Raw genomic sequence first — 24,617 nt, 5'->3', positions numbered from 1 at the left:
CGCCGGGTGCCGTCCACCCCACCGCACACCACGCCGGCGTTCCGCGCCGCACGACAGAGGATCACCCTTGAGTACTTTGCGATGGCTCACCGCGGGCGAATCGCACGGCCCCGCACTCACCGCCGTCCTCGAAGGCCTGCCCGCCGGAGTGGAAGTCTCCACCAAGGCGGTCGCCGACTCCCTGGCCCGCCGCCGCCTCGGCCACGGCCGTGGCGCCCGGATGGCCTTCGAGCGGGACGATGTGACCTTCCTCGGCGGCGTCCGCCACGGCCTCACCCAGGGCGGGCCGGTCTCCCTCCAGATCGGCAACACCGAATGGCCCAAGTGGCAGACGGTGATGGCCGCCGACGGCGTCGACGCGGAGGTCCTGGCCGGCCAGGCGCGCAACGCCCCCCTCTCGCGCCCCCGGCCCGGCCACGCCGACCTCGCCGGCATGCAGAAGTACGGATTCGACGACGCCCGGCCCGTACTGGAGCGGGCCAGCGCCCGCGAGACCGCCGCCCGCGTCGCCCTCGGCGAGGTCGCCCGCGCCTTCCTGCAGCAGGCGTACGGGATCACCATCGTCAGCCACGTCGTCTCCCTGGGAGCCGCCGCCGCCCCCGAGGGCGTGGTGCCCGGTCCCGGCGACACCGAACGCGTCGACGCCGACCCGGTGCGCTGCCTCGACCCCGAGGCCTCCCTCGCGATGGTCGCCGAGGTCGACCGGGCCCACCAGGACGGGGACACCCTCGGCGGGGTCGTCGAGGTCCTCGCCTACGGGCTGCCGCCGGGCCTGGGCAGCTACGTCCACGGCGACCGGCGCATCGACTCCCGCCTGGCCGCCGCCCTCATGGGCATCCAGGCCATCAAGGGCGTCGAGTTCGGCGACGGCTTCGGCCTCGCCCGTGTCCCCGGCTCCCTCGCCCACGACGAGATCGAGCGCGGCGAGGAGGGCATCCGCCGCCGCACCGCCCGCTCCGGCGGCGTCGAGGGCGGCATGACCACCGGCGAGCCGCTGCGCGTGCGCGCCGCCATGAAGCCCATCGCCACCGTGCCGCGCGCCCTGGCCACCATCGACGTCGCCACCGGCGAGCCGGCCGCCGCCCACCACCAGCGCTCCGACGTCTGCGCGGTGCCCGCCGCGGCCGTCGTCGCCGAGGCCATGACCGCGCTGGTCCTCGCCCACGCCGCGCTGGAGAAGTTCGGCGGCGACTCCGTCGCCGAGACCTCCCGCAACCACCGGGGCTACCTCGAGAACCTGGCCGTCCGGTGAGTACCCCGACCCTGAATACGCCGACCCTGACGGGCAGCACCCGCATCCCGGTCGGCGGCGAGCGGCCGTACGAGGCCGTCGTCGGCCGCGGCCTGACCGGCGAGACCGGCCGCGTGCTGGGCGCCGAACCGCTGCGAGTGGCCGTCGTCCACTCGCGCACCCTGCTGCCGACGGCCCGCAAGATCGCGCGCGAACTCACCGACGAGGGACGCATCGTGGTCTCCCTCGAAGTGCCCGAGGGCGAGGCCGCCAAGGACGTCACCGTCGTGGTCAACCTGTGGCGGGCGCTGGCCGACGCCGGGTTCACCCGCTCCGACGCCGTCGTGGCCGTCGGCGGCGGCGCCACCACCGACCTCGCCGGATTCGCCGCCGCCGGCTGGCTGCGCGGCGTACGGCTCGTCCTCGTGCCGACCACCCTGCTCGGCATGGTCGACGCGGCCATCGGCGGGAAGACCGCCGTCAACCTGCCCCAGGGCAAGAACCTCGTCGGCGCCTTCCACCCGCCCGCCGGGGTCCTGTGCGACCTGGACCTGCTGGACACCCTGCCGCGCGCCGACTACGTCAGCGGCCTCGCCGAGGTCGTCAAGGCCGGCTTCATCGCCGACCCGGAGATCCTGCGCCTCGTCGAGGAGGACCCGGCCGGCACCTTCCACACCCGCGAGCTCGTGGAACGCGCCATCCGCGTCAAGGCGGAGGTCGTCACCGAGGACTTCAGGGAGGACGGCCGCCGCGAACACCTCAACTACGGCCACACCCTCGGCCACGCCATCGAGCGCGTCGCCGGCTACCGCGTCCGCCACGGCCACGCGGTGGCCGCGGGCATGGTCTTCGCCGCCGAACTCGCCCGCCTCGACGGCCGGCTGTCCGCCGCCGACGTGCAGCGCCACCGCACCCTCCTCGCCGCCGCCGGTCTGCCCACCGCCCACACCGGGGACTGGGCACCGCTGCGCGACGCGATGAGCATCGACAAGAAGACCCGCGGCAACCGGCTGCGCCTGGTCGTCCTCGACGCCATCGGCCGCCCCGCCCTGCTCACCGCACCGGACGAGGCCCTCCTGCGGGCCGCCTACGAGCGGCTCGCCCGGTGAGGCGGGCCCCCGTCCGGTACGCCCGCGCCCGCGCGCTGCGGCGCGCCCGGGCGGTCGGCCACCGCTACGCCCACACCGGCTCGGCCGGAGCACGGGCCCACGCCGCAGCGCCGGCAGCTGCCGCTCGCGCGGGCGGCGCCCCTGTACCCGTCGGAGCACAGGTACGGGCCGCAGTCCCCGTACCCGCCGTACCTGCCGGAGCGGCGGCACAGCCCGCAGTACCCGTGGTTGCGGCGCGCGCCGGAGTCCCCGTAGCCGCCGGAGCCTCCGCGCGCGCCGCAGTCCCCGTACCCGCCAGAGCACTCGTACCCGCCGAATCCGCCGAACAGGAAGGCCCCTCATGACCGTCGCCACCGCCCCGCAGGCGCCCGCCCTGCTCTGGGAGGACGCCGACCGCCGGGCCGTCGAGGTCGCCCGCGCGCTGACCGTGGACGCCGTGGAGGCGGCCGGCCACGGCCACCCCGGCACCGCCATGAGCCTCGCGCCGGCCGCCTACCTGCTCTTCCAGCAGCTGCTGCGCCACGACCCCCAGGACCCGCGCTGGGCCGGCCGCGACCGCTTCGTGCTCTCCTGCGGCCACGCCAGCCTGACCCTGTACACGCAGCTCTACCTGTCGGGCTACGGGCTCACCCTCGACGACCTCAAGGGCCTGCGCACCGAGGGCAGTCTGACCCCCGCCCACCCCGAGTACGGGCACACCCCCGGCGTGGAGACCACCACGGGCCCCCTCGGCCAGGGCCTCGCCAACGCCGTGGGCATGGCGATGGCCGCCCGCCGCGAGCGCGGCCTGTTCGACCCGGAGGCCGCCCCCGGCACCTCCCCCTTCGACCACACCGTCTGGGCCATCGCCTCCGAAGGCGACCTGGAGGAGGGCGTCGCGCACGAGGCCAGCTCGCTCGCCGGCCACCAGCGCCTGGGCAACCTCGTCGTCCTCTACGACGAGAACCGCATCTCCATCGAGGACGACCGGCAGATCGCCCACTCCGAGGACACCCTCGCCCGCTACCGGGCGTACGGCTGGCACGTCCAGGAGGTCGACTGGACCGCGAACGGCGGGGACCACGGGTACTACGAGGACATCGAGGCCCTGCACCGGGCGCTCACCACCGCCCGCGACACCACCGACCGGCCCTCCCTCGTATCGCTGCGCACGATCATCGGCTGGCCCGCGCCCCGCAAGCGCAACACCGGAGGCATCCACGGATCCGCCCTCGGCGCCGAGGAGGCCGCCGGCGCCAAGGCCGCGATGGGCCTCGACCCCTCCCTCTCCTTCCAGGTCCCCGCCGAAGTCCTGGGCCACGCCCGCCGGGTCGCAGACCGAGGCGCCGAGGCGCACCGCCAGTGGGACAAGACCCTCGCCGACTGGCGCGCCCTCAACCCCGAGCGCGCGGAACTCTTCGACCGCCTCAGCGAGCGCCGGCTGCCCGAGGGCTGGCAGGAGAGCCTGCCGGTCTTCCCCGCCAACGGCCAGATGGCCACCCGCAAGGCGTCCGGCGAGGTGCTGAACGCGCTGGCCGCCGTACTGCCCGAACTGTGGGGCGGCTCCGCCGACCTCGCCGAGTCCAACCTCACCACCATGAAGGGCGAACCGTCCTTCATCCCCGAGGAGCTGGCGACCGAGGCCTACTCCGGCCACCAGTACGGCCGGACCCTGCACTTCGGCATCCGCGAGCACGCCATGGGCGCCATCCTCAACGGCATCGCCCTGCACGGCGGGACCCGCCCCTACGGCGGCACCTTCCTCGTCTTCTCCGACTACATGCGCCCCGCCGTCCGCCTCGCGGCCATGATGAAGCTGCCCGTCACCTACGTCTGGACCCACGACTCCATCGGGCTCGGCGAGGACGGCCCCACCCACCAGCCCATCGAGCACCTCTGGTCGCTGCGCGCCATCCCGGGCCTGGACGTGGTCCGGCCCGCCGACGCGAACGAGACCGTCATCGCCTGGCGCACCATCCTGGAGAACGACGACCGCCCGGCGGGCCTGTGCCTGTCCCGGCAGAACCTGCCCGTCCTGGAGCGCACCGCGGAGAGCGGGCTGTCCCCCGCCGAGGGCGCCGCGCGCGGCGGCTACGTCCTGGCCGAGGCCGACGGCGGCCGCCCCGAGGCCATCCTCATCGCCACCGGCAGCGAGGTGCCCATCGCACTCGACGCCCGCCGCATCCTGCAGGCCGAGGGCCTCGCCACCCGCGTGGTCTCCATGCCCTGCCTGGAATGGTTCCAGGCGCAGGAGGAGGCGTACCGCGAGGAGGTGCTGCCCAGCGAGGTCGACGCCCGGGTCTCCGTCGAGGCCGGCTCCAGCCTCGGCTGGTACGCCCTGGTCGGCGCGGCCGGCACCTCGCTGGGCATCGACTCCTTCGGCGCCTCGGCCCCGTACCAGTCCCTGTACGAACTGCACGGCCTGACCGCGCCCAAGGTCGCCGCCGCCGCCCGCGCGAGCTTCGAGCGCGCCGCCCGCCGCAAGTCCACGGCCCGATGACCACCACCGTGCTCGACGCCCGCATCCCGGGCTCCAAGAGCATCACCAACCGGGCGCTGCTGCTCGCGGCCGCCGCACCCGGCCGCAGCCGCCTGAGCGCGCCGCTGGTCAGCGACGACACCCTCGCCTTCCGGGCCGCGCTGACGGACCTGGGCACCGGCGTGCGCGATGTCGGGGACGCCGGTTACGGATACGGCGACGGCTCCGGCTACGGCGACGGCTCCGGCGAGGTCTGGCAGGTGACCGGGCGCGGAATCGGCCCGGCCGGCCCCGGCCGGGTGTGGTGCGCGGACGCCGGCACCGCCGCGCGCTTCCTGCCGCCCTTCGCGGCCACCGGATTCGGCGACATCGCCTTCGACGGCTCCGAGCAGTTGCGGGCCCGCCCGCTGGGGCCGCTGCTGGAGGCGCTCACCCGCCTCGGGGCGAAGGCGAGCGGTACGGGCCTGCCCTTCACCCTCACCTCGAACGGGCTCGCCGGCGGCCGCGTCGAGCTGGACTCCGGGCTCAGCAGCCAGTACCTCTCCGGTCTGCTGATGGCCGCCCCGCTGATGGGCGGGCCGCTCACGGTGGACGTACCGCGCCTGGTCAGCCGCCCGTACGTGGACATGACCCTGGCCCTGATGCGGAAGTTCGGGGCGCGCGTGGAGGAGGAGGACGGCGCGATCACCGTCCACCCCGGCGGATACGCGCCCGCCGACCTCGAGATCGAACCGGACGCCTCGACCGCCTCGTACTTCTTCGCGGCGGCGGCCGTCACCGGCCGCACCGTACGGGTCCAAGGCCTCGGCACCGGCAGCCTGCAGGGCGATACGGCCTTCGTGGACGTGTTGCGGCTCGCCGGGGCGCAGGTGACGCGTACCGCGGAGTGGACCGAGGTCACGGGCACCGGAGTGCTGCGCGGCGGATTCACCGTCGACATGGGCGACATCTCCGACACCTTCATGACGATGGCCGCGATCGCCCCGCTCGCCGACGCCCCCGTCACGATCACCGGTATCGCGCACGCCCGCCTGAAGGAGTCCGACCGCATCGCCGCCGTCGCGGGCAACCTGCGCGCGCTCGGCATCCGCGTGGAGGAGGGCCCGGACCGCATCACCGTCCACCCGGGCACCCCCACCCCGGCAACGGTCGACTGCCACCGCGACCACCGCATCGCGATGTCCTTCTCGGTACTCGGCCTGCGCGCGGCCGGCATCACCCTCGACGACCCGGCATGCGTGGCGAAGACCTTCCCGGGCTTCCACGGGGAACTGGGCCGCCTGTTCGGCTGACCGGCACCACCGGCACCCCGGTGGGCGGCGGTACGCTCGCCGTTCACCGGGGTGCCGGAAGGAAGTGGTGGGGGCAGTGGGGCGAGCGCGAGTGGGCGTGGCAGTGCTGACCATGGGCGACCGGATGCCCGAGCTGCGGGCCCTGCTGGCTTCGGTGGCCGAGCAGGACGAGCCCGCGGCGCGCGTCGTGGTGGTCGGCAACGGCTGCGCGCTTCCGGGTCTGCCGGACGGCGTGACCGTCATCGAGCTGGAGGAGAACCTCGGTGTGTCCGGGGGCCGCAACGTCGCCTGGCGCGAGCTGCGGGAGTCCGGGGACGTCGACATCCTCCTGGACCTGGACGACGACGGCCTCCTGGTCGACGCCGACGTGATCCGCCGGATCGCCGACCTGTACGCGGCAGCCGACCGGCTCGGCATCGTCAGCTTCCGGATCGCCGACGAGAACGGGCAGACCCAGCGCCGCCACGTTCCCCGGCTGGGGGCCAAGGACCCGATGAAGCGGGGTCTGGTGACGAGCTTCCTCGGCGGCGGCCATGCCCTGTCCATGCCGATGCTGGAGCAGACCGGGACCTGGCCGGACGCGTTCTTCTTCACCCATGAGGAGACCGACTTGGCGTGGCGGGCCCTGGACGCGGGCTGGGACATCCTCTACGAACCGGCGCTCCTGCTCCAGCACCCCAAGACGTCCCCGGCCCGCCACGCGGTCTACTTCCGGATGACCGCCCGCAACCGGGTCTGGCTCGCCAAACGCCATCTGCCCGCGCCCCTCGTTCCCGTCTACCTCGGCGTCTGGACGCTGTTGACGCTCGCGCGCACCCGCTCGGCGACGGGGCTGCGGGCCTGGTTCGCCGGCTTCGCCGAGGGCGTGCGCACCAGCGGCGGCCCGCGGAGTCCGATGCGGTGGCGCACCGCGGCGCGCATGGCCCGGCTGGGCCGCCCGCCGGTCATCTAGGCGCGAGTGCCTAGGATGGCGGACGGGGCGGAGCCGTAGCGCAGAGGTCGACGCGCGCGGTCTCCAAAATCGCGAGGACACCGGTTCGAATCCGGCCGGCTCCGCCTTCCCGCGCCTCGCGCCGGTCTGCGGTCGTACGGAACGTCACCCGCGGTTCTAGGCGCCCGGGTCCCCGCACTTCTCTGCGGTGATGTCCGCGTACGATCCGGCGGCTACGCGCCGCTGACGGCGCGGAGTTCCCGGTGCTGCCTCTTGGGGGGCGCGGTTTCGTAGCGGGGGGCCGACGGTTCGCCGAGCGTGCCGTTCTGGATGCGGCGGGCTGCTTCCCGCACTGCGGCCGCGAGGGCTTCGATGGACTCGTAGCCCGCGATGTAGGGATGCAGGATGTAGGTGCGGTAGCTGTTCTCCGGTCGCAGAACGAGGTGCCGGTCGACCAGTGAGGCCATGGCGGTCGAGGCTGCGTTCTTGCCGAGGCCGACACGAGCGGCGAGCTCCTGCTGGGACATCCGTACCTCGCCGCCCGGCTCCTGGAGCTCGATCAGCACGCTCAGGAGGTCTTGGGCGCCGCGGGAGAGCCCCAACTTGTGAAGCATTCCGTGTCCGAAGGTCGCCTGGATCAGCATGCCTCCTCCTCCTGGTCCTGGCCCCGTTTCATCTGCCCACTTCGTGGGGCGGGCGGGGCGTTGAGCTTGGGAAACGCATCCTGCGGGGTCTCTTGTCGAAGCTTAGCCAGGATCTCCTGCTGACGGTCACCGTTGCCCATGAAGCCGATCAAGGGGTTCACGAAGAGGACGCCGGAGCGGACCTTCTGGATCATGTGCCACTCCTCCAGGCGGTTGACCGCCCGGGTGACGTTGGCCCGCTCGACACCGAGTCGTTGGGCGATCAGCTTGTGCGTCGCCTTGACCCAGCCTTCCTTCTGCTTGCCGATGCACCAGACCAGGACGGCGGACTGGATGGGGGACATGCCGTGTTGGGCGATGAGGACGGCCAGGACCTCGCTGAGGAACTCGTTGCTGACAGCGCTGAAGCCGGCCGTCCCGTACATCTCGTGCGGGGCCCGCTGGGTGACCCGGACACTGAAATCCATCTGCTGGACCGGCCGGCCCCGCATCGGGGTCTTCGCGATGAGGTCTGCGAACTTGTCGGTCAGCGTCTCCTTGAACTCCGCGCCGGTGTCGGAGACAGGCACAACCGGAGGCTGCGAGCCGGACGCTCGGCGAATGGGCTGGCGGCGCGCCATGTGCGTGGGTCCCGTCCTCGATCATGGGAAGTCATCCCGCACCCTAGCGGGTTGTCCCAGTGCACTGGGACATTTTCTCCCTGTCGGCGTGACTTTTTGGTGTCGGTGCCGACACGGTCCTCGCGCGAGCCAAAGGCTTGCCCTTGACTGACCAGGGCATTCGCGTTTTTCTCCCAGTTCAGAGGGAGAAAATAGTGTCGTTGGTGGTGTCCGCTGACACCTTTTCACCCGCCGATGTGTCAGCGCCAACACATCGGCTTTCGTGAACTCGCAGGTCAGAGTAGGTATTTCGGAACCGCGCTCTTTTCCATAAGAGCAACTGATGCCGGTGGGCGTCTGCGGACTCCACGGGTCGGCTGCGCCCTCCGCTGCGCTCCGGTGCTCGCTTCGTTGGTACGGGTCGGCTATCCGATGGCAGGCCGAGTGGGGTCTCCCCGGAGGCAAGCAGCACAGTGGCTGATGCCGTCTGTGGTGCGGAGTAGCGTTCGTACGCCGGTTGCAGGGTGCGGGCTGCACTGGGCACACCTTCGGTGGCTGAGCCGCCCACGGTCTCGGCTTCCAAGCTGGCAGGCGTACCGGATGAGCGCGTTGCCGGACTCCCGTACGGAGAACTGCTCCAGAGGAAGGCCTGCTCTGGCGGATGTTGCTGGAGAACCTGGGCGCGGTCGGCTCCTGAACTACACGGCCCTACGGGCCGGGAGGGGCGCTTTTCGTGCGTCCAGGGGCGCACGAGAAAGGCCCTGCCCCCTACGCTGGTCAGTGTCGAGCTGCACAACGAAGGGGCAAGGCCGTGTCATCCGATGCTACCCCCGACCCGTACGACAACCCCGTCGCGTTCGGGCAACGTGTCCAGATCTACCGCAACCGCCGAGGCATGACCCGTGAGCAACTGGCCGGCCTCCTCGGCCACCACGCCTCGTGGGTCAAGAAAGTCGAGACCGGCACCATAGGAATGCCGCGCCTGCCGGAGATCCTCCGCATCGCCGAAGTGCTCCGCGTCCGCCGCCTGAACGACCTCGTGGGCGATGTCGGCGCCGAACCGCACACCGACCTGTTCCTCGGGCCCGGTCACGATCGCCTCCCCGCAGTCCGCGCGGCGCTCTCCGCATACCTGGCGCCCGGCGCCCGGGAGGCACCCACGAAGGCGTACCTGCGGGCCGCGCTGGATGCCGCGTGGGCCGCCCGCCATGAAGCCCCCAACCACCGCGAGATCCTCGGCCGGCTACTGCCCGGGCTGATCCGTGACGCGCAGCTCAGCGTCCGCCAGGCCGATACCGCGAGCGACCGGCGTGCGGCCCTCGCCTTCCAGGCCGAGACGTTCTTCCTCGCCCAGTTCTTCGTCGCCTACCAGCCGGACCCCTCCCTGTTGTGGCGGGTGGCCGAGCGTGGCATGGCCGCCGCGCAGGAATCCGAAGACCTGCATGCGATCGGTGTAGCAGCATGGCTGTCTGCGCAGGCTCACCGGGACTCCGGCCCGGGCCACTACGACGAGGCCGACGACGTCGTCATGCAAGCACTGCAACTGCTGGAGCCCGGGCTACCCGACGCTCCGCTCGACGTGCAGGCGATCACGGGAGCTCTCCGCGTCGAGGCCGGACTCACTGCTGCGAAACGCCGTGACACCGGCACCGCATGGGGATGGTGGGACCGGGCAGGCGGTGTCTCCCGCCAGCTGCCCGCCAACTACTTCCATCGGGTGACGTCCTTCGGCCGAGCTGTGATGGGGGCGCACGGCGTCACCGTCGCGGTTGAGCTCCGAGCCGGCGGCGAGTCCGTACGGCAGGCCAACCGGGCTGAGACCGACGCGATCCCGTCCCGGCCGCGCCGGGCCCGGCACCGCATCGAGCAGGCCCGCGCCTACTACCTGGATGGGCAGCGGGAGACCGCGCTGGCCACGTTGGAGCAGGCGCACGCGGCCGCTCCGGAGACGATCCGCTACAACGGGTACGCCCGCTCGATCGTGCTGGAGGAGACCGCGTCCCGGATGCCGGAGCGCCGACAACGGGCAAGCCGACTGGCTGTCGATATCGGCATGCTGGCCGCGTAGGGAGAGGGGCCCAAACCGGGCCCCTTCTTCGTTTGCCCCGCCGTCACCCTGGTTCTACCACCCGCTGACGACGGTAGGGAGCACCAGGATGAACCCCAGCGAGACGCAGACAACCGAGGAGCTCACGGCGCGCGCTCTGGCTCCCTATTCGGAGCGCCCCGACGCCGAAAGCGTGGCCCGCCTGGTCGATGACCTGATCACCGCAGGGTGCGAACTTCACACCGAGGTGTCTCAGGTTCCGGCGGCCCAGCGGACCGAACGTGCGGGAGCCGCGCTGAACGAGTGGTCGTACTTCATCGACGTAGGCCCGTCGAGCCACGGCGACCACGCGAACTGGAACCACGCGAGGGGCTTGGCCCGCATCCTGCGGAACCTCGCGGAAGCCAACCAAGACCGGGAGCCGGTACGAGGCGATGAGACGACCGGATGAGGTACGAGGGCGGACGGTTCTGCGTCTTCTGCGACCAGCTCATCCGTGGGGCGGCCGAGCGGATCACCTTCGAGTCGGCCTCCGGTGGCCGCCCCGTCCTGTATGCCCACCCGATCGGCCCCACCGGCCCGTGCACGCCGGCTCGGGGCACAGCGCCCCGTCGGACCTGTGGATGACCGAGTACGCCCGGCAGGTCCTCTACGTCGTGATCCTGCTCGGCGCCCTCGCCGTCATCATCCTCGGCACCACTTACACGCGAGGGTGAACCCCAGCCCGTGAAACACCCCGGCGGTTCCTCGTCAGAAATGCTGTCGCAATGCCCTGGACCTGTCCAAACTGCAACAGCAGCCACGAGATTGCGTACATCTGGAGTTCCGGGGGGTACCACCCCATGCCGTCACCGTGAGGCGGTTTCCGACTGGGATCCCCCGGAGATGCGCATCCCGAAGCCGAGCGACCGCAGACGCAAGAAGATCAAGGGAGACGCGACATGAAGGTCCACGGCAGCGAGGACGTGCTGTACGTCCTCAAGCGCACGGGACGCGTCCTGAACCCGAACCAGCGGATCGTCGTCATGCTGTACGCGGCCGCCGATCAGCGACCGGACGGGTCGGTCTGGATCAAAGCCACCGAACTCGCCGAGACCGCAGGTATGAGCGCCCCGGTCTTCTCCCGGACACGCAAGGAGCTCGAGGCTCTCGGGTGGCTCGAAGAGGTGGACAGCGTCGGCCCTGTGAAGGTATTCCGGCTGACGCCGACGGTGGACGCGGAGCGGGACCAGCCGGCCGCGCGTCTGAGGGTCGTCAACAGCTGAGGACCCCGGGACCGCGCCGGCTCACTGGTCCCAGTGGGCCGCCGTTTTGAGGAGGCGGTCGTTCGCGTCCGGGGAGCCGATCGTGATGCGGACGCCCTCGTCGCAGAAGGGGCGGACCATCAGGCCGGCCGCCTCGCAGGCGTCCGCGAAGTAGGACGTACGGGAACCCAGGCGCAGCCAGACGAAGTTGGCGTGGCTCTCGGGGACCTCGTAGCCCTCGGCGCGCAGGCCGGCGCTGACCCGCTCGCGCTCCGCCACCAGGTCGGCGACGCGCTCGCGCAGCTCTTCCGTGGCGCGCAGCGAGGCCAGCGCGGCCGCCTGGGCGGGGCCGCTCACGCCGAGCGGTACGGAGCAGGCGCGCAGCGCGGCCGTCACCCGGGGGTGGGCCACCGCGTAGCCGACGCGGAGCGCGGCCAGGCCGTAGGCCTTGGAGAAGGTGCGCAGCACCGCCACGTTGGGCCGGTCCCGGTAGAGCTCGATGCCGTCGGGGATCTCCTCCTCCTCGACGAACTCCCGGTACGCCTCGTCGATGACGACCAGCACCTCGGGCGGCACCCGGTCAAGGAACCGCTCCAGCTCGGCGCGGCGCACGGCGGTGCCGGTCGGGTTGTTCGGGTTGCAGACGAAGACGAGGCGGGTGCGGTCGTTGACGGCGTCCGCGAGCGCGTCCAGGTCGTGCGTCTCGTCGCGCAGGGGCACCTGTACGGAGGTCGCCCCGGCGGCCCAGACCAGCAGCGGGTACGCCTCGAAGGAGCGCCAGGCGAAGACGACCTCGTCGCCCGGGCCCGCGGCGGCGGCGACCAGGTGCTGGGTGATGCCCACGGATCCGGTGCCCAGCACCAGGTGCTCGGCGGGCACGCCCAGACGGGCCGACAGCTCGGCGGTCAGCTCGGCCGAGGAGGGGTCGGGGTAGCGGTTGAGCCGGCCGAGCCAGGTCTCGACCGCGCCGATGACCGAGGGCAGCGGCGGGTACGGGTTCTCGTTGGAGGAGAGCTTGTCGACGAACTCGTCGGCCGCGGCCCGGCCCGGCACGTAGCGGGGGAGTGTGGAGACGTCGGCGCGCAGGCGCGGGAATGTCGGATCGGACATCGCGGGGATTCCTTTGGCGAGGGAGACGGCCTGGGCGGCGTAAAACACCGTCCGGCCGTGCCGACGGGGGTGGCGGCACGACCGGACGGTGCCCGGGGGGAGGGGTGGAAAGGGGGACGGGGCGGGGGCGGGCGCGGAGTGCTGGGGGGTCAGCCCCGCGCCGCCGCCGGCGGGTTGTAGGGCGAGGGGCCGCCGAACGCCCAGCGCAGCCGGGTCGCCCCGTCGATCTGCACCACACGCTCGATGTCGAACTCGCACATCCGCAGGGCTCCGGGCACGGCGGCCCGGTCCCCCTCGGCCCAGTTGATCCGGGCCTTCCCCGTCAGCTGGAGGGTGTTGCCGGACTCCCAGTCGAGGAAGAGCAGCCCGCAGTTCTCGTTGAGCTGCAGGTTCCCCAGGGTCATGTAGAAGGAGTTGCCGAAGTAGTCCGGCCAGACGAGCTTGCGCGGTCCCGCCACCGAGACGAAACCGGCGTCGCCGCCCCGGTGCGAGGAGTCCGCGCCGTAACCGTCCGCCTGGCTGGCGATGAAGAAGGTGTCCGCGCCGCGGATCCACTCCTCCTGCTCCGCCGTGAGTGCCTCGCCGCTGCGGATCTCCTTGGGCGCCCCGGCGGGCCCGTCCGCGACCGGCACCCGCACCTGCAGGTACTTGGGGCAGTTGCCCAGCACCTGTTCGGTGCGGATGCGCAGTTGCTCCCCTTCGCGCCGCGCCACGCCGTTGATCCTGATCCGGCTCGTCGTGTGCGGTTCGAGGGCGAGCAGGCCGATGTCGGCCGTCTCGTCGAAGGCCCCGGCGAGGGGATCGCCGGGCACGGGCAGGGACGACAGCGTGATCGTGTGCCGGCCCGTGGGCAGGGCGAATCCGGCTTCGCCCGTGACCAGCGAGGACCACATGGCCCCGGTCGCGTCGGCGCCGCCCAGGAAGAGCATCCGCTGGCGCATCAGGTACTGGTCGAACCCGGGCTGGATCACGTCGTCGAACATGGGCGAGCCCCAGCCGGGACCGCCTTCGCCGGCCTGTTTCTGAACGGCCTGCTCACCCTCGTGATAGGGGGTCTTGATCACCACGGAAACCTCCGGTCAGGACGGGTGCCGACTCAGGAACGGGTACCCGTTCAGGCACGGGCGCCGATCAGCAGGGCGGTGTCCACGACGCGGTTGGAGAAGCCCCACTCGTTGTCGTACCAGCCGACGATCTTGACCTGGCGGCCGTCGCCGATGACCTTGGTCAGGCCCGAGTCGAAGATGCAGGACGCGGGGTCGGTGACGATGTCGCTGGAGACGATCGGCTCGTCGGTGTAGGTGAGGATGCCCGCGAGAGCGCCTTCGGCGGCCTTCGCGAAGATCTCGTTGACCTCCTCGACGGTCGTCTCGCGCGCGACGCGGACGGTGAGGTCGGTGGCGGAGCCCGTCGGGATCGGCACGCGCAGGGCGTACCCGTCGAGCTTGCCCTTGAGCTGCGGCAGGACCAGGCCGATCGCCTTGGCGGCGCCGGTGGTGGTCGGCACGGTGTTCGTCGCCGCCGAGCGGGCGCGGCGGAGGTCGCTGTGCGGGCCGTCCTGGAGGTTCTGGTCCGCGGTGTAGGCGTGGACCGTGGTCATCAGGCCGTGCTCGATGCCGAGCGCGTCGTCGAGGACCTTGGCCAGCGGAGCCAGGCAGTTGGTCGTGCACGAGGCGTTGGAGACGATGTCGTGCACGGCCGGGTCGTAGAGGTTGTCGTTGATGCCGAAGGCGATCGTCAGGTCCTCGTTCTTCGAGGGCGCGCTGATGATGACCTTGCGGGCGCCGGCCTCCAAGTGGGCGCGGGCCTTGTGCGCGTCGGTGAAGACGCCGGTGGACTCGATGACGACGTCCACCTCCAGCTCGCCCCACGGCAGCTTGGCCGGGTCGCGCTCGGCGGTCACGCGTATGGTGCGGCCGTCGATGACCAGGTTGCCCTCCACGGCGCGGACGTCGTGGCCGAGACGCCCGAGGGTGCTGTCGTACTTGAGCAGATGGGCCAGCGTCGCGGCGTCGGTGAGGTCGTTGACGGCGACCACCTCCAGGCCGGTGCCCCGCTGAAGGGCGGCGCGGAAGAAGCTCCGGCCGATACGGCCGAATCCGTTGATGCCGACCTTGATCGTCACGTGATACCCCTCTTCGGAAACTACATCCATGACCGCACGTAGAGCCGCGTTGTCCGGCCAGTCCTAATCAACGACTGTACTGCGTGACCTGGGGGCGTGGTTGCCTAAATGCGCCTGTAGATCGCCTGTTTGCGCACGAAAGCCGAGGTGAGGCCGTGCGCATCGGAACATCTGATGGCGTACGAGTACCTGCATGCCGGTATGTTTTTATGGGCCTGCCTGTCACGATGGCATGACGCTTCCCGGAGCGAGGAGAACGATGGACATGCTGCCCCTCCGCGGGCCGAGCGCATTCGTGCCGGACCGCAGTCCACCGGTTGCCGTGTCCACCCCCGGCGCGGCGCGGGTCGTCCGCGGACCCGACGAGTCGGTCCACGGCACCGTCGTACGCCGCGACTTCGGCGACGTCACCATCACCCTCGTCACGGGAGAGCCCCACGAGGTCTTGCGCCCCGGCCGCCACATCCGGCCCGGCTCCTCCGAGAACCTGCGGGTGTTCAGGGCGCTGGCGGGCGAGATCCACGTCCACCAGGACGGCCGCCGGGGCCAGGCGAGCGGCCCGCAGATCATCTGCTGCGACAGCAGCCGCCCCTACCGCCTGGTGCTGCCCCGGCCCTTCCACCTGGTGGAGGTCCTGCTGCCGCACCGCCACCTCGGGATGTCGGCCGACGACACGGCGAAGCTCACCGCCACCGGCTGGTGCGGGCGCATGGGCGCCGGCGCCCTCCTCTCCCAGCTCCTGGCCGGACTCCACGACCACGGAACCGAGATCCACTCCGCCGTCGACCGGGTCGGCGCCACCGTGGCCGGCCTGACCGCCGCCGTCCTCGCGGACCGGCTGCGCCACGTCGCCGCCGAGGACGAGGTCGCCCGCCACGACCTCATGCTGGGCATCCAGTCGTACATCCGCGAACGGCTCTCCGACCCCGGCCTCACCCCGCAGGCGGTCGCCGAGCACCACAACATCTCGCTGCGCTACCTCCAGCGGATCTTCCAGGACCACGGGACAAGTCCCGCCCGCTGGATCCGCGACGAGCGCCTCGCCCGCTGCCGGTACGAGCTGCGCGACCCACGGCTCGACCACCTGCCCGTCGGCGTGATCGGTGAACGGTCCGGCCTCTACCAGGCCTCCCACTTCAGCCGGCTCTTCCGCGACCGCTACGGCCTCACGCCGCGCGGTTACCGCACCATGCGCGAGCCCGTCGCCACCTGACGAGCACCGACGGCCCCCGACGACCGACGACCGACGAGCACTGACATCCGAGGAGGATGACGGATTTGACCGGCACGAGCTTCGAATTCCCCGGTGAGTACTACGAGATCATGCGGAAGGACTTCCGTAACCTCGCCGCCGAGACGGAGTTCCTCGCGTCCCTGCTCCCCGAGGCGGGCACCGTACTCGACCTGGGCTGCGGCACGGGCTCCAACCTGCGCGCCCTGCGCGAGCGCGGCCACCGCGGCACCGGCGTGGACCAGAGCGCCGCGTTCCTCCAGTACGCCCGCGCGGCCGGAGACGAAAACATCTCCTACGTGGAGGCCCGCGCCGAGACGTACCGCACCGAAGAGCGCTACGACCTCGTCTACAGCCTCTTCATGACGCTCAACTACCTGGAGCGCGCCGAGCTCCCGTCCGTCCTGCGCTCCATCCGCGGACTGCTCAACCCCGGCGGCCAGGTCGTCCTGGAGTTCGGCCACATGCTGAACTTCGTCGACTCCTTCCAGCCCCACACCGTCGCCCACCACCGCGGCCCCGACGGAGTCCTCATCACCCGCCTCGCCCGCCAGGCCATCAACGCGCACGCGGCGAACTGGCGCAACGAGGAGACCCTGCTGGTCCGCACCGCGGACGGCACGGTCGCCATGTACGACAACTTCTTCGACCAGGCCGTCCTGACCGGGCCCGAGGTGCGCGAGCTGCTGGCCGCGGCGGGACTGACCGTCACCGCCGAGTACGGCGGTTTCCGCAAGGAGCCCGCGCCCTTCCACGGCCGGGGCCCGCTCGTCATCGTGGCCACCGCGACCGACACAGTGACCGCGAGCGCCACCGTCACCGACACCGCTCAGCAAGAGGAGAACCAGGCATGACCGGCACCGGCATATCGCTGCTCGACGGCGGGCCCGCCCCCGAAACCGGCGTCGCGCACCTCGGCGACGCCCTCGTCCGCGCCGCGGGCGCGCCAGACGGCCGCGGCGTGACCTACATCCGCCCGGACGGCACCGAGGTCCACCAGAGCTACGCCGAGCTGCTCGCCGACGCCTCGCGGATCCTGGCCGGCCTGCGCGCATCCGGCGCCGTCGTCGGCGAGAAGATCATCCTCCAGTCGGCCGACGACACCGACCTCCTCGGCGCCTTCTGGGCCTGCGTCCTCGGCGGCTACCTGCCGCTGCCCGTCAGCGCCGACGCCGTCAACGGCCCCGGCCTGCTGGAGCGCGTATGGAGCGGCTACGGCCGCCCGCGCGTCCTGACCGGCACCGGCCAGGAGATCACGCCCGCCGTCGCCGCCGACGCCGGCTGGTCCGCCGCGCACCTGGGCGACGTGGCGACCCTGCGCACCGCGCACGAGCCGGACCTCGACTGGCACGAGCCGGCCGCCGTCGACCCGGTCGTCCTGCTGCTCACCTCCGGCAGCACCGGCGTGCCCAAGGCCGTCACCCTCACCCACCGCAACGTCCTGACGCGCAGCGCGGCCACCGCCCGCGTCAACAAGCTCGACGCGGACACCCGCACCTTCAACTGGATGCCGCTGGACCACATCGGCGGGCTGATCATGTTCCACGCCCGCGACGTCTTCCTCGGCTGTGCCCAGGTCCATGCCAAGATCCAGTGGGTGCTCGAAGACCCGCTGCGCTGGCTCGACACCGTCTCCACCCACCGGGCCGACACCACCTGGGCGCCCAACTTCGCCTTCGTGCTCGTCAACGACCAGGCCGACCGCTTCGAGGGCCGCGGCTGGGACCTCAGCCCGCTGCGCTACATCATGAACGGCGGCGAGGCCGTCCGCTCCGGCGTCGTACGCCGCTTCCTGGACCTGCTGGCCCCCTACGGGCTGCCCGCCACCGCCATGTTCCCCGGCTGGGGCATGTCCGAGACCACCGCCGGCGTGGCCGACTGCCAGTTCACCGAGGCCGCCGCCGGCGACGACCGCTACGTGCCCGTCGGCCGCCCCCAGCCCGGCACCCGCATCCGCGTCGTCGACGAGCACGGCGACCTCGTGCCGTGGGGCATCACCGGCCGCCTCCAGGTCACCGGTTCGACGATCACCTCCGGGTACTACGACAACCCCGTGCAGAACCGGCAGTCCTTCACCGAGGACGGCTGGTTCAAGACCGGCGACCTGGCGTACGTCGAGAACGGCATCCTGACCGTCACCGGCCGCACCGACGACGTCATCCAGCTCGGCGACATCGCCTACCACGGCCACGAGATCGAGGCCGCCGTCGAGGAACTCGACTTCATCGAGCCCTCGTACACCGTCGCCTCCCTCGTCACCTCCGAGCCCGGCGGCGCCGAGGAGCTCGCGGTCTTCTTCAGCCCGCGCACCGGCACCATCACCGCGGACCAGGGCGAGCAGATCCGCGGCCGCGTCAGCGAGCGCCTCGGCGTCGACGTCCGCCACCTGCTGCCCGTCGACCGCTCCGAGATCCCCAAGACCGGCATCGGCAAGCTCCGCCGGGCCCAGCTCCGCAAGAGCTTCGAGGACAGCCTGGCCGCCGTCCCCGCCGGCAGCGCGGCCTGACCGTACGGGTGGTGCGGCCGGCGGCGGGCCCGTCGCCGGCAACACCACTCGCAGGTCCTGTCGTCGAAGTGGTGCCTGGCCGGCGCCACTTCGACGACAGGACCCAGGCCGTCTCTTTCGGGCCGGGCCGGCCCGCGGTTCCTCCCGGCTTCCGCCGGGAGGGTCCCCCCTGAACGCCGCACCTCTCCCCCCACGTTCCACCGGGAGGTGCACGGCGTCCGGTGCCGCGGGCCGGCCCGGTCCCGAAGAGACGGCCAGTGTCTCCACCCCCTACGCACGAGGAGCGCCCATGGCGCAGCAGGAGAGAGCCGAGCGGACGCGCCGGGCTCTGATCAACGGCGCCGCCAAAGCCATCGACCTGTACGGCTACGAAGGGGCCTCCCTTGCCGTCATCTGCACCGCGGCAGGAGTGACCAAAGGCGCCTTGATGTACCACTTCCCGGCCAAGGACGACCTGGTCCGGGCCGTGCGGAGCGAGGCCCGGCAGACGACCGCCGCGGCACTGGACTCCGTACCGCGCGCCGGGGTCCGGCCGCTGCAGGCCGCCGTCGACATGACGCACGTTGTCGCCGGTCGGCTCGGCCACGACCCCGTGGCGCGCGCGGGAGCCCGGCTGACCCGGGAGTTCCCGCACTACCCCGACGCCGGCGGCTCCTGGACCGAGCCCGTCCGCGCCGAGCTTGCCGCCGCCCTGCACGGCGCGGCCGACCCCCGGGAGATCGCCGCCCAGGTCGTGTTCTCCCTGATCGGGATGGACGTGGCGCTGCGCGCGGAGGAGCCGCGGCCGAGCCGCTCCTGCGGCCCGCTGCGCCGGCACGTGACCCGGCTGTGGCGGCTGATCCTGCCGGGAATCGTCGCCGGACCGCACATCGCGGAGCTGTACCGGGCCGAGGGCTCGTCCCCGTCCTGCGCGTTCGGCTCCGTACCCGAAGCCGTGATACCCGGACGCCGGAGGTGAGCATGAGCGATCCCCGCCCGCTGACCGGCGAGCCGCTCAGCCTGGACCTGCTCAACACCCTCTGGCACGACCGCCACGGGCGCTACGACCTGCTGGACTCCCTGGCCGGTCTCGAGCTCTGGCTGAGCGGCTCCCGGGCCGCCGCGCTCTACGGCAGGGGCGAACTGCGGGCCGACCCGGCCACCCTCGCGGCGGCCCGGGAGGCCCGCGCGGCCCTGGCGGGCGTGGTCGGCGGGGGCCGTACGGCCCGAGGCGCCGGCGGAGCCGGAAGCGTCGCCGCGGCCGGGCGTGGACCCGAGGCGGTCGCCTTCGACGCCTTCAACCGGCTCCTCGACGGGGGCCGGATCCGGCGCCTGCTCACCCCGGCCGGCCCCGTCGAGCGCCTGGAGGCCGTCGATCCGGCCCGCCTGCTCGGCTACCTCGCGGCCGCCGACTACCTCCGCCTGCTCACGACCGCCCCCGACCGCCTCAAGAGCTGCGCCAACCCCACCTGCGGCCTGCGCTTCCACGACGCCAGCCGCAACGGCACCCGCCGCTGGTGTTCGAGCACGGGCTGCGGGAACCGCGCGAAGGCGGCCCGCCACTACGCACGCCGGACCGCGCGCGTCCCTTGAGGCGCGGCCGGTCCAGGAGGGGTTGCCCCCAGAAGCTAATGCCCTTAGCTTTTAGGCAACAGGGATTAGCCACTGCTTCCAGGGGACGGGTCATGACGGAGTTTCTGGGCATCGAAGACGGACGGCTCGCCTACGAGGTCACCGGTGAAGGCCCGCTGCTCGTGCTGGCGCACGGCATGGGCGACAACCGGGCGGCCTACCGCGAGAGCGCCGCCCTCCTCGTCGCCGCCGGATACCGCGTCGCCACCACCGACCTGCGCGGACACGGGGAGTCGAGCACCGGCTGGGCCTCGTACACCCGTACCGACGTGGCGGGCGACCTGCTCGCCCTGATCCGGCACCTGGGCGGCCCCGCCGTCATCGTCGGCCACTCCTTCGCCGGCGGCGCCGCCACCATCGCCGCGGCCCAGGAGCCCGAACTGGTCAGCGCCATCGTCGAGATCGGCTCGTTCACCCGCGCCCAGAAGCTCGACTTCGGCGCCGTCGGATCCAACGCCCGCTACCGCAAGGGCATGCTCCTGCTGATGGGCACCGGCATGGTGCGCAGCGTCGGCCTCTGGAAGCGCTACCTCGACCACGCCTACCCGGGCGCCCGCCCCGCCGGCTTCGCCGCCCACGTCGCCGCCGTCGAAACCGACCTGCGGCGGCCCGGCCGGATCGCCGTCGTCGCCAAGATGGGCATGTCCGCCCCCACCGACGCGGGCGCCCGCCTCGGCGACGTCCAGTGCCCGGCGCTGATCATCGAGGGCACCCTCGACCCCGACTGGGCCGACCCCCGCGCCGAGGGCGCGGCCATCGTCGCCGAACTGCCCGCGGGACTCGGCCGCCTCGAGATGATCGAGGGCGCGGGACACTACGCCCACGCGCAGTTCCCCGCCGAGACCGCCGCGGCCATCGTGTCCTTCCTGAAGGCGGCCTCCCGTGCCTAGGGCCTCGCTCTCCGCCGACGCGGTGGTCGACGTGGCCCTGCGCATCGTCGACGAAGAGGGCCCCGCGGCCCTGACCCTCTCGGCGGTCGCCGGCCGGGCGGGCGTGGCCACGCCCTCCCTCTACAAGCACGTGCGCAACCTCGCCGAGCTCCGCGACCTCCTGTCGGCGCGGATCATGAACGAGATGACGGACGAGCTCGGCGAGGCCGTCCTCGGCCGCTCCGCCGACGACGCGATCCGCGCCTTCATGACGGCCTGGCGCACCTACGCGCTGCGTCACCCGCACCGCTACGCCGCCATGCTGCAATCCCCCGAACCCCGCACGGCCGAAGCCGGCCGGCGCCTGATCGCCATCCTGCTCGCCGCCCTGCGCGCGTACGGGATGGAGGACTCGGCGGCCATCCACGCGGCCCGGTGCGTGCGCGCCACGGCCCACGGCTTCGTCTCCCTGGAGACCGGGGGCGGTTTCGCCCTCCCCGAGGCCCTGGACGAGAGTTACGCCCTCCTGATCCACATGGTCCTCACGGGCCTGCACACCCGTCAGTGACGCACGTCCCCTCGGACCGTCCCGCACCGGCCCCCGCCTCCGGCAGGTCGGCCGAGACCAGCGCGGCGGCCGCCTCTTGCAGGCCGACTCGCGCTTGACCCGGATCCGCGCTGCCGATCAGCTCCAGCCCGATCGCCTGTGCGCCGCCGCCCGCTTGCGCCACCCCGTCCGTATCCTCCGGCATTGTGGTGAACGTACCCGCGCCCACGCGATGCGGAGAGCCGCATGTGCCCGCCGCAATTGCCGTGCCGCGCGGGGAGAAAGCCACGATCTGGTTTATGGGTTTTCCTGATCCGGCACACCGGTGTGCCGGCGGAATTTCTTTTCCCGGGCTTCCGGAAGTCATTCGGGAGACGAAGTCCGGCGCCCCTCGCGTTTCGGTCGGTGAACACGGTCCAACGTGCCGAATACCCCGAACACCCCAAACGCCCCGAACGCGCCGTGCATTGAAGGAGCATGGGGCCGCGGTCCCCCCGGACGGAACCGCGACCCCGTGTACCGCGCGCTCACACCGGCTGGTTGCCGTGCTTGCGCTCCGGCAGCGAGGCGTGCTTGGCCCGCAGCATCGCCAGGGAGCGGATCAGGACCTGCCGGGTCTCGCCCGGATCGATGACATCGTCCACGAGCCCGCGCTCGGCGGCGTAGTACGGATGCATGAGCTCGGCCTTGTACTGCTTGACGAGACGTTCCCGTGTCGCCTCGGGATCGTCGGAGGAGGCGATCTCCTTGCGGAAGACCACGTTCGCCGCGCCCTCCGCGCCCATCACGGCGATCTCGTTGATGGGCCAGGCGAAGGCCAGGTCGGCGCCGATGGACCGCGAGTCCATGACGATGTACGCACCGCCGTAGGCCTTGCGGACGACCAGGGAGATCCGGGGGACGGTCGCGTTGCAGTACGCGTACAGCAGCTTGGCGCCGTGCCGGATGATGCCGTTGTGCTCCTGGTCGACGCCCGGCAGGAAGCCGGGCACGTCCACGAGCGTGAGCAGCGGGACGTTGAAGGCGTCGCAGGTCTGGACGAACCGCGCGGCCTTCTCGGAGCTGTGGATGTCCAGGACGCCGGCCAGCGCGGCCGGCTGGTTGGCGACGATGCCCACCACGTGTCCGTCGAGCCGGGCGAAGGCGCACACGACGTTCTGCGCCCAGGCCTCCTGGACCTCGAAGAACTCGCCGTCGTCGACGATCTCCTCGATCACCTTGCGCATGTCGTACGCCTGCCCCGGGTCGGCCGGGACGATCCCGGCGAGGGCGTCGGTACGGCGGTCGGCGGGGTCGTCGCCGCGGACCACCGGGGGCAGTTCGCGGTTGTTCTGCGGGAGCAGCGAGAGCAGGTAGCGGACGTCCTCCAGGCACTCCTCCTCGGTGTCGTACGCGAATCCGGCGACGCCGGAGACGGAGGCGTGCACGTCGGCGCCGCCGAGGCCGTTCTGGGTGATCTGCTCGCCGGTCACCGCGCGGACCACGTCCGGCCCGGTGATGAACATCTGCGAGGTCTCTCGGACCATGAACACGAAGTCCGTGAGCGCCGGGGAGTACGCCGCGCCGCCCGCGCACGGGCCGAGCATGACGCTGATCTGCGGGATCACCCCCGAGGCACGGGTGTTGCGGCGGAAGATGCCGCCGTATCCGGCCAGGGCCGAGACGCCCTCCTGGATACGGGCGCCCGCACCGTCGTTCAGGGAGACCAGCGGGGCGCCGGCCTTCTCGGCGAGGTCCATCACCTTGTGGATCTTGGCGGCGTGAGCCTCACCGAGTGCGCCGCCGAAGACCCGGAAGTCATGGGCGTACGCGAAGACCGTGCTGCCGTGCACCAGGCCCCAGCCGATGACGACGCCGTCGCCGTGCGGCCTGCGGTGCTCGAGGCCGAATCCGGTCGCCCGGTGCCGGCGGAGCGGCTCGAGCTCCGTGAAGGTGCCCTCGTCGAAGAGGAGTTCGAGCCGTTCGTAGGGGGTCAGTTTGCCCTTGGCGTGCTGCCGCTTCGTCGCCTCGGGATCCGGACCGCGGCTTACCTCGTCCTTCAGCCGGTTGAGTTCCGCGGTGGACCGGTGCAGGCTCGGCGAGGGAGCGAGCGTGGTCAGCAGTTCGTCGAAGGTCGTCATCGGCCCAAGCTAGGAACGACCCCTCAAAAGCCGTGGCCACGCCCCCTGGAGCCTCGCTCGACCGGCCACCGCCGGTCGAGCGGCCCGCGCAGGCCGACCGGCCCCCCGCTAGTCGATGGCCGCGGCCGGCTGGAGCATCCGGGGTATGGCGGCGACGACCGGGTCGAGCCGGTCCAGGTCGCCCGAGAGCACGGCCTGGTGCAGCTGCTGGAGCGGCGCGGACGGCTCGAGCCCCAGTTCGCGCACCAAAGACCCCCGCAGCCTCTGGTATGCCTCGAGAGCGCGCCAGCCCCCGCCCGCCCGGTGCAGGGCGCGCATCAGCTGTCCGCAGAAGCCCTCGTGGAGCGGATGGCGGGCCGCCAGCACCCGAAGTTCCGGGATCACCTCGGCATGGCGGCCGAGCCGGATGTCGGCCTCGATGCGCCGCTCGAGGGCGGCGGTGCGCTCCTCGTTCAGCCGCAGCACCTCGAGTTCGAGCACGGACCCCGCCCGTACGTCGACCAGCGCGGGGCCCTGCCACAGCGCGAGCGAGCGGCCGAGCAGATCGGACGCGGCACGGTAGTCGCCGACGTCGTAGGCGGCCCGGCCGTGGCCGGCGATCCTCTCGAACTCGTGGGCGTCCACCTGGCCCGGCGCCACCTGGAGCAGGTAGCCGCCGAACTGCGTGACGAGGACGTCCTTGGCGTCGAGCAGCGGATCCCCGTCCAGTGCGGCGCTGATCTTCCGGCGCAGCTGGAGGATGTACGTCTGCAGTGTGGTGGCCGCGCTGCGGGGGATGTCCTCGCCCCAGATCTCCTCCATCAGCGTGGGTACGGTGACGACCCGCTCGGCGTGGAGGGCGAGCAGCGCGAGCAGCTGCCTGGGCTTCGCGGCGCTCGGAACCACCGAGACGCCGCGCTCGTGAACGGCGAGCGACCCGAGTACTTTGATCTCCATGTGCGTG

General features: G+C 72.0%; 22 protein-coding genes and 1 tRNA gene. 16 read left to right on the top strand and 7 right to left on the bottom strand.

Features of this window, described 5'->3' with window-relative positions; all coding sequences use genetic code 11:
• The first annotated feature begins 67 nt into the window (after window positions 1–67).
• From aroC to J7F03_RS12775, 6 genes are all read left to right on the top strand, one after another.
• Window positions 68–1,252 carry a chorismate synthase gene (gene aroC / locus J7F03_RS12800; protein ID WP_214948952.1) on the top strand — a complete coding sequence of 395 codons (1,185 nt, stop codon included), beginning with the start codon at window positions 68–70 and terminating at the stop codon, window positions 1,250–1,252.
• Window positions 1,249–2,340: a 3-dehydroquinate synthase gene (aroB, locus tag J7F03_RS12795; RefSeq protein ID WP_308379424.1), complete on the top strand. Its 1,092-nt coding sequence runs from the start codon at window positions 1,249–1,251 to the stop codon at window positions 2,338–2,340. Before aroC ends, aroB begins: the two co-directional genes overlap by 4 nt.
• A gap of 340 nt (window positions 2,341–2,680) precedes the next feature.
• The gene (gene tkt / locus J7F03_RS12790) at window positions 2,681–4,819 is read left to right on the top strand and encodes a transketolase (RefSeq protein WP_214948950.1); all 2,139 of its coding nucleotides are present in this window, start codon (window positions 2,681–2,683) and stop codon (window positions 4,817–4,819) included.
• Entirely contained in the window at window positions 4,816–6,090 is a 1,275-nt protein-coding gene (gene aroA, locus J7F03_RS12785; RefSeq protein ID WP_214948948.1) for a 3-phosphoshikimate 1-carboxyvinyltransferase, read from the top strand. The genes tkt and aroA overlap by 4 nt, the downstream gene beginning before the upstream one ends.
• A 112-nt stretch (window positions 6,091–6,202) precedes the next feature.
• The gene (locus J7F03_RS12780) at window positions 6,203–7,042 is read left to right on the top strand and encodes a glycosyltransferase family 2 protein (RefSeq protein ID WP_214949065.1); all 840 of its coding nucleotides are present in this window, start codon (window positions 6,203–6,205) and stop codon (window positions 7,040–7,042) included.
• A gap of 29 nt (window positions 7,043–7,071) precedes the next feature.
• Window positions 7,072–7,146: transfer RNA gene (locus J7F03_RS12775), tRNA-Trp, on the top strand.
• A gap of 108 nt (window positions 7,147–7,254) precedes the next feature.
• Here J7F03_RS12775 and J7F03_RS12770 read toward each other — a convergent pair.
• Both J7F03_RS12770 and J7F03_RS42320 read right to left on the bottom strand, forming a co-directional pair.
• Window positions 7,255–7,665 carry a hypothetical protein gene (locus J7F03_RS12770; RefSeq protein ID WP_214948946.1) on the bottom strand — a complete coding sequence of 137 codons (411 nt, stop codon included), beginning with the start codon at window positions 7,663–7,665 and terminating at the stop codon, window positions 7,255–7,257.
• On the bottom strand, window positions 7,659–8,234 hold the full coding sequence (locus J7F03_RS42320) for a helix-turn-helix domain-containing protein (protein WP_214948944.1): 576 nt from the start codon (window positions 8,232–8,234) through the stop codon (window positions 7,659–7,661). The genes J7F03_RS12770 and J7F03_RS42320 overlap by 7 nt, the downstream gene beginning before the upstream one ends.
• A gap of 841 nt (window positions 8,235–9,075) precedes the next feature.
• Between J7F03_RS42320 and J7F03_RS12760 the strand changes: the two genes are divergently transcribed.
• From J7F03_RS12760 to J7F03_RS12750, 3 genes are all read left to right on the top strand, one after another.
• Window positions 9,076–10,332, top strand: coding sequence for a helix-turn-helix domain-containing protein (locus J7F03_RS12760; RefSeq protein ID WP_214948942.1), 1,257 nt, complete (start codon window positions 9,076–9,078; stop codon window positions 10,330–10,332).
• Between the two features lie 88 nt (window positions 10,333–10,420).
• Window positions 10,421–10,762, top strand: coding sequence for a DUF6415 family natural product biosynthesis protein (locus J7F03_RS12755; protein ID WP_214948940.1), 342 nt, complete (start codon window positions 10,421–10,423; stop codon window positions 10,760–10,762).
• A gap of 490 nt (window positions 10,763–11,252) precedes the next feature.
• Window positions 11,253–11,576, top strand: coding sequence for a helix-turn-helix domain-containing protein (locus J7F03_RS12750; RefSeq protein ID WP_214948938.1), 324 nt, complete (start codon window positions 11,253–11,255; stop codon window positions 11,574–11,576).
• 21 nt (window positions 11,577–11,597) lie between these two features.
• Here J7F03_RS12750 and hisC read toward each other — a convergent pair whose 3' ends face one another.
• The 3 genes from hisC to gap all read right to left on the bottom strand — a co-directional run bounded on the left by hisC (window position 11,598) and on the right by gap (window position 14,790).
• A complete protein-coding gene (gene hisC / locus J7F03_RS12745) occupies window positions 11,598–12,665 on the bottom strand; it encodes a histidinol-phosphate transaminase (RefSeq protein ID WP_214948936.1) in 1,068 nt (355 codons plus the stop codon).
• 149 nt (window positions 12,666–12,814) lie between these two features.
• Window positions 12,815–13,732, bottom strand: a complete 918-nt coding sequence (locus J7F03_RS12740) for a pyridoxamine 5'-phosphate oxidase family protein (RefSeq protein WP_214948934.1) — start codon at window positions 13,730–13,732, stop codon at window positions 12,815–12,817.
• A gap of 47 nt (window positions 13,733–13,779) precedes the next feature.
• Window positions 13,780–14,790 carry a type I glyceraldehyde-3-phosphate dehydrogenase gene (gene gap / locus J7F03_RS12735; RefSeq protein WP_214948933.1) on the bottom strand — a complete coding sequence of 337 codons (1,011 nt, stop codon included), beginning with the start codon at window positions 14,788–14,790 and terminating at the stop codon, window positions 13,780–13,782.
• 259 nt (window positions 14,791–15,049) lie between these two features.
• On the opposite strand from gap, the gene J7F03_RS12730 reads away from it, so the two are divergent.
• The 7 genes from J7F03_RS12730 (at window position 15,050) to J7F03_RS12700 (ending at window position 21,575) form a co-directional block, all read left to right on the top strand.
• Window positions 15,050–16,003, top strand: coding sequence for a helix-turn-helix domain-containing protein (locus tag J7F03_RS12730; protein WP_214948932.1), 954 nt, complete (start codon window positions 15,050–15,052; stop codon window positions 16,001–16,003).
• Between the two features lie 56 nt (window positions 16,004–16,059).
• Complete coding sequence (locus J7F03_RS12725; RefSeq protein ID WP_214948931.1) at window positions 16,060–16,875, top strand: bifunctional 2-polyprenyl-6-hydroxyphenol methylase/3-demethylubiquinol 3-O-methyltransferase UbiG; 816 nt, start codon at window positions 16,060–16,062, stop codon at window positions 16,873–16,875.
• A complete protein-coding gene (locus tag J7F03_RS12720; RefSeq protein WP_214948930.1) occupies window positions 16,872–18,527 on the top strand; it encodes an AMP-binding protein in 1,656 nt (551 codons plus the stop codon). Before J7F03_RS12725 ends, J7F03_RS12720 begins: the two co-directional genes overlap by 4 nt.
• Window positions 18,528–18,816: 289 nt before the next feature.
• Window positions 18,817–19,485, top strand: a complete 669-nt coding sequence (locus J7F03_RS12715; RefSeq protein WP_214948929.1) for a TetR/AcrR family transcriptional regulator — start codon at window positions 18,817–18,819, stop codon at window positions 19,483–19,485.
• Window positions 19,486–19,487: 2 nt separating this feature from the next.
• Window positions 19,488–20,099 carry a CGNR zinc finger domain-containing protein gene (locus J7F03_RS12710; RefSeq protein WP_214948928.1) on the top strand — a complete coding sequence of 204 codons (612 nt, stop codon included), beginning with the start codon at window positions 19,488–19,490 and terminating at the stop codon, window positions 20,097–20,099.
• Between the two features lie 92 nt (window positions 20,100–20,191).
• Entirely contained in the window at window positions 20,192–21,028 is an 837-nt protein-coding gene (locus J7F03_RS12705; RefSeq protein WP_214948926.1) for an alpha/beta fold hydrolase, read from the top strand.
• Window positions 21,021–21,575: a TetR/AcrR family transcriptional regulator gene (locus tag J7F03_RS12700; protein WP_214948924.1), complete on the top strand. Its 555-nt coding sequence runs from the start codon at window positions 21,021–21,023 to the stop codon at window positions 21,573–21,575. The genes J7F03_RS12705 and J7F03_RS12700 overlap by 8 nt, the downstream gene beginning before the upstream one ends.
• Window positions 21,576–22,081: 506 nt before the next feature.
• On the opposite strand, the gene J7F03_RS12695 is transcribed toward J7F03_RS12700, so the two are convergent.
• The gene (locus J7F03_RS12695; protein WP_214948922.1) at window positions 22,082–23,674 is read right to left on the bottom strand and encodes an acyl-CoA carboxylase subunit beta; all 1,593 of its coding nucleotides are present in this window, start codon (window positions 23,672–23,674) and stop codon (window positions 22,082–22,084) included.
• A 108-nt stretch (window positions 23,675–23,782) separates the two neighbouring features.
• Entirely contained in the window at window positions 23,783–24,610 is an 828-nt protein-coding gene (locus J7F03_RS12690; protein WP_214948920.1) for an AfsR/SARP family transcriptional regulator, read from the bottom strand.
• Window positions 24,611–24,617: the final 7 nt, after the last annotated feature.

This window comes from Streptomyces sp. ISL-43 (assembly GCF_018614195.1).
In the GTDB taxonomy this organism is placed as follows: Bacteria; Actinomycetota; Actinomycetes; order Streptomycetales; family Streptomycetaceae; genus Streptomyces.
This window is presented reverse-complemented; position numbering and strand designations above follow the sequence as displayed.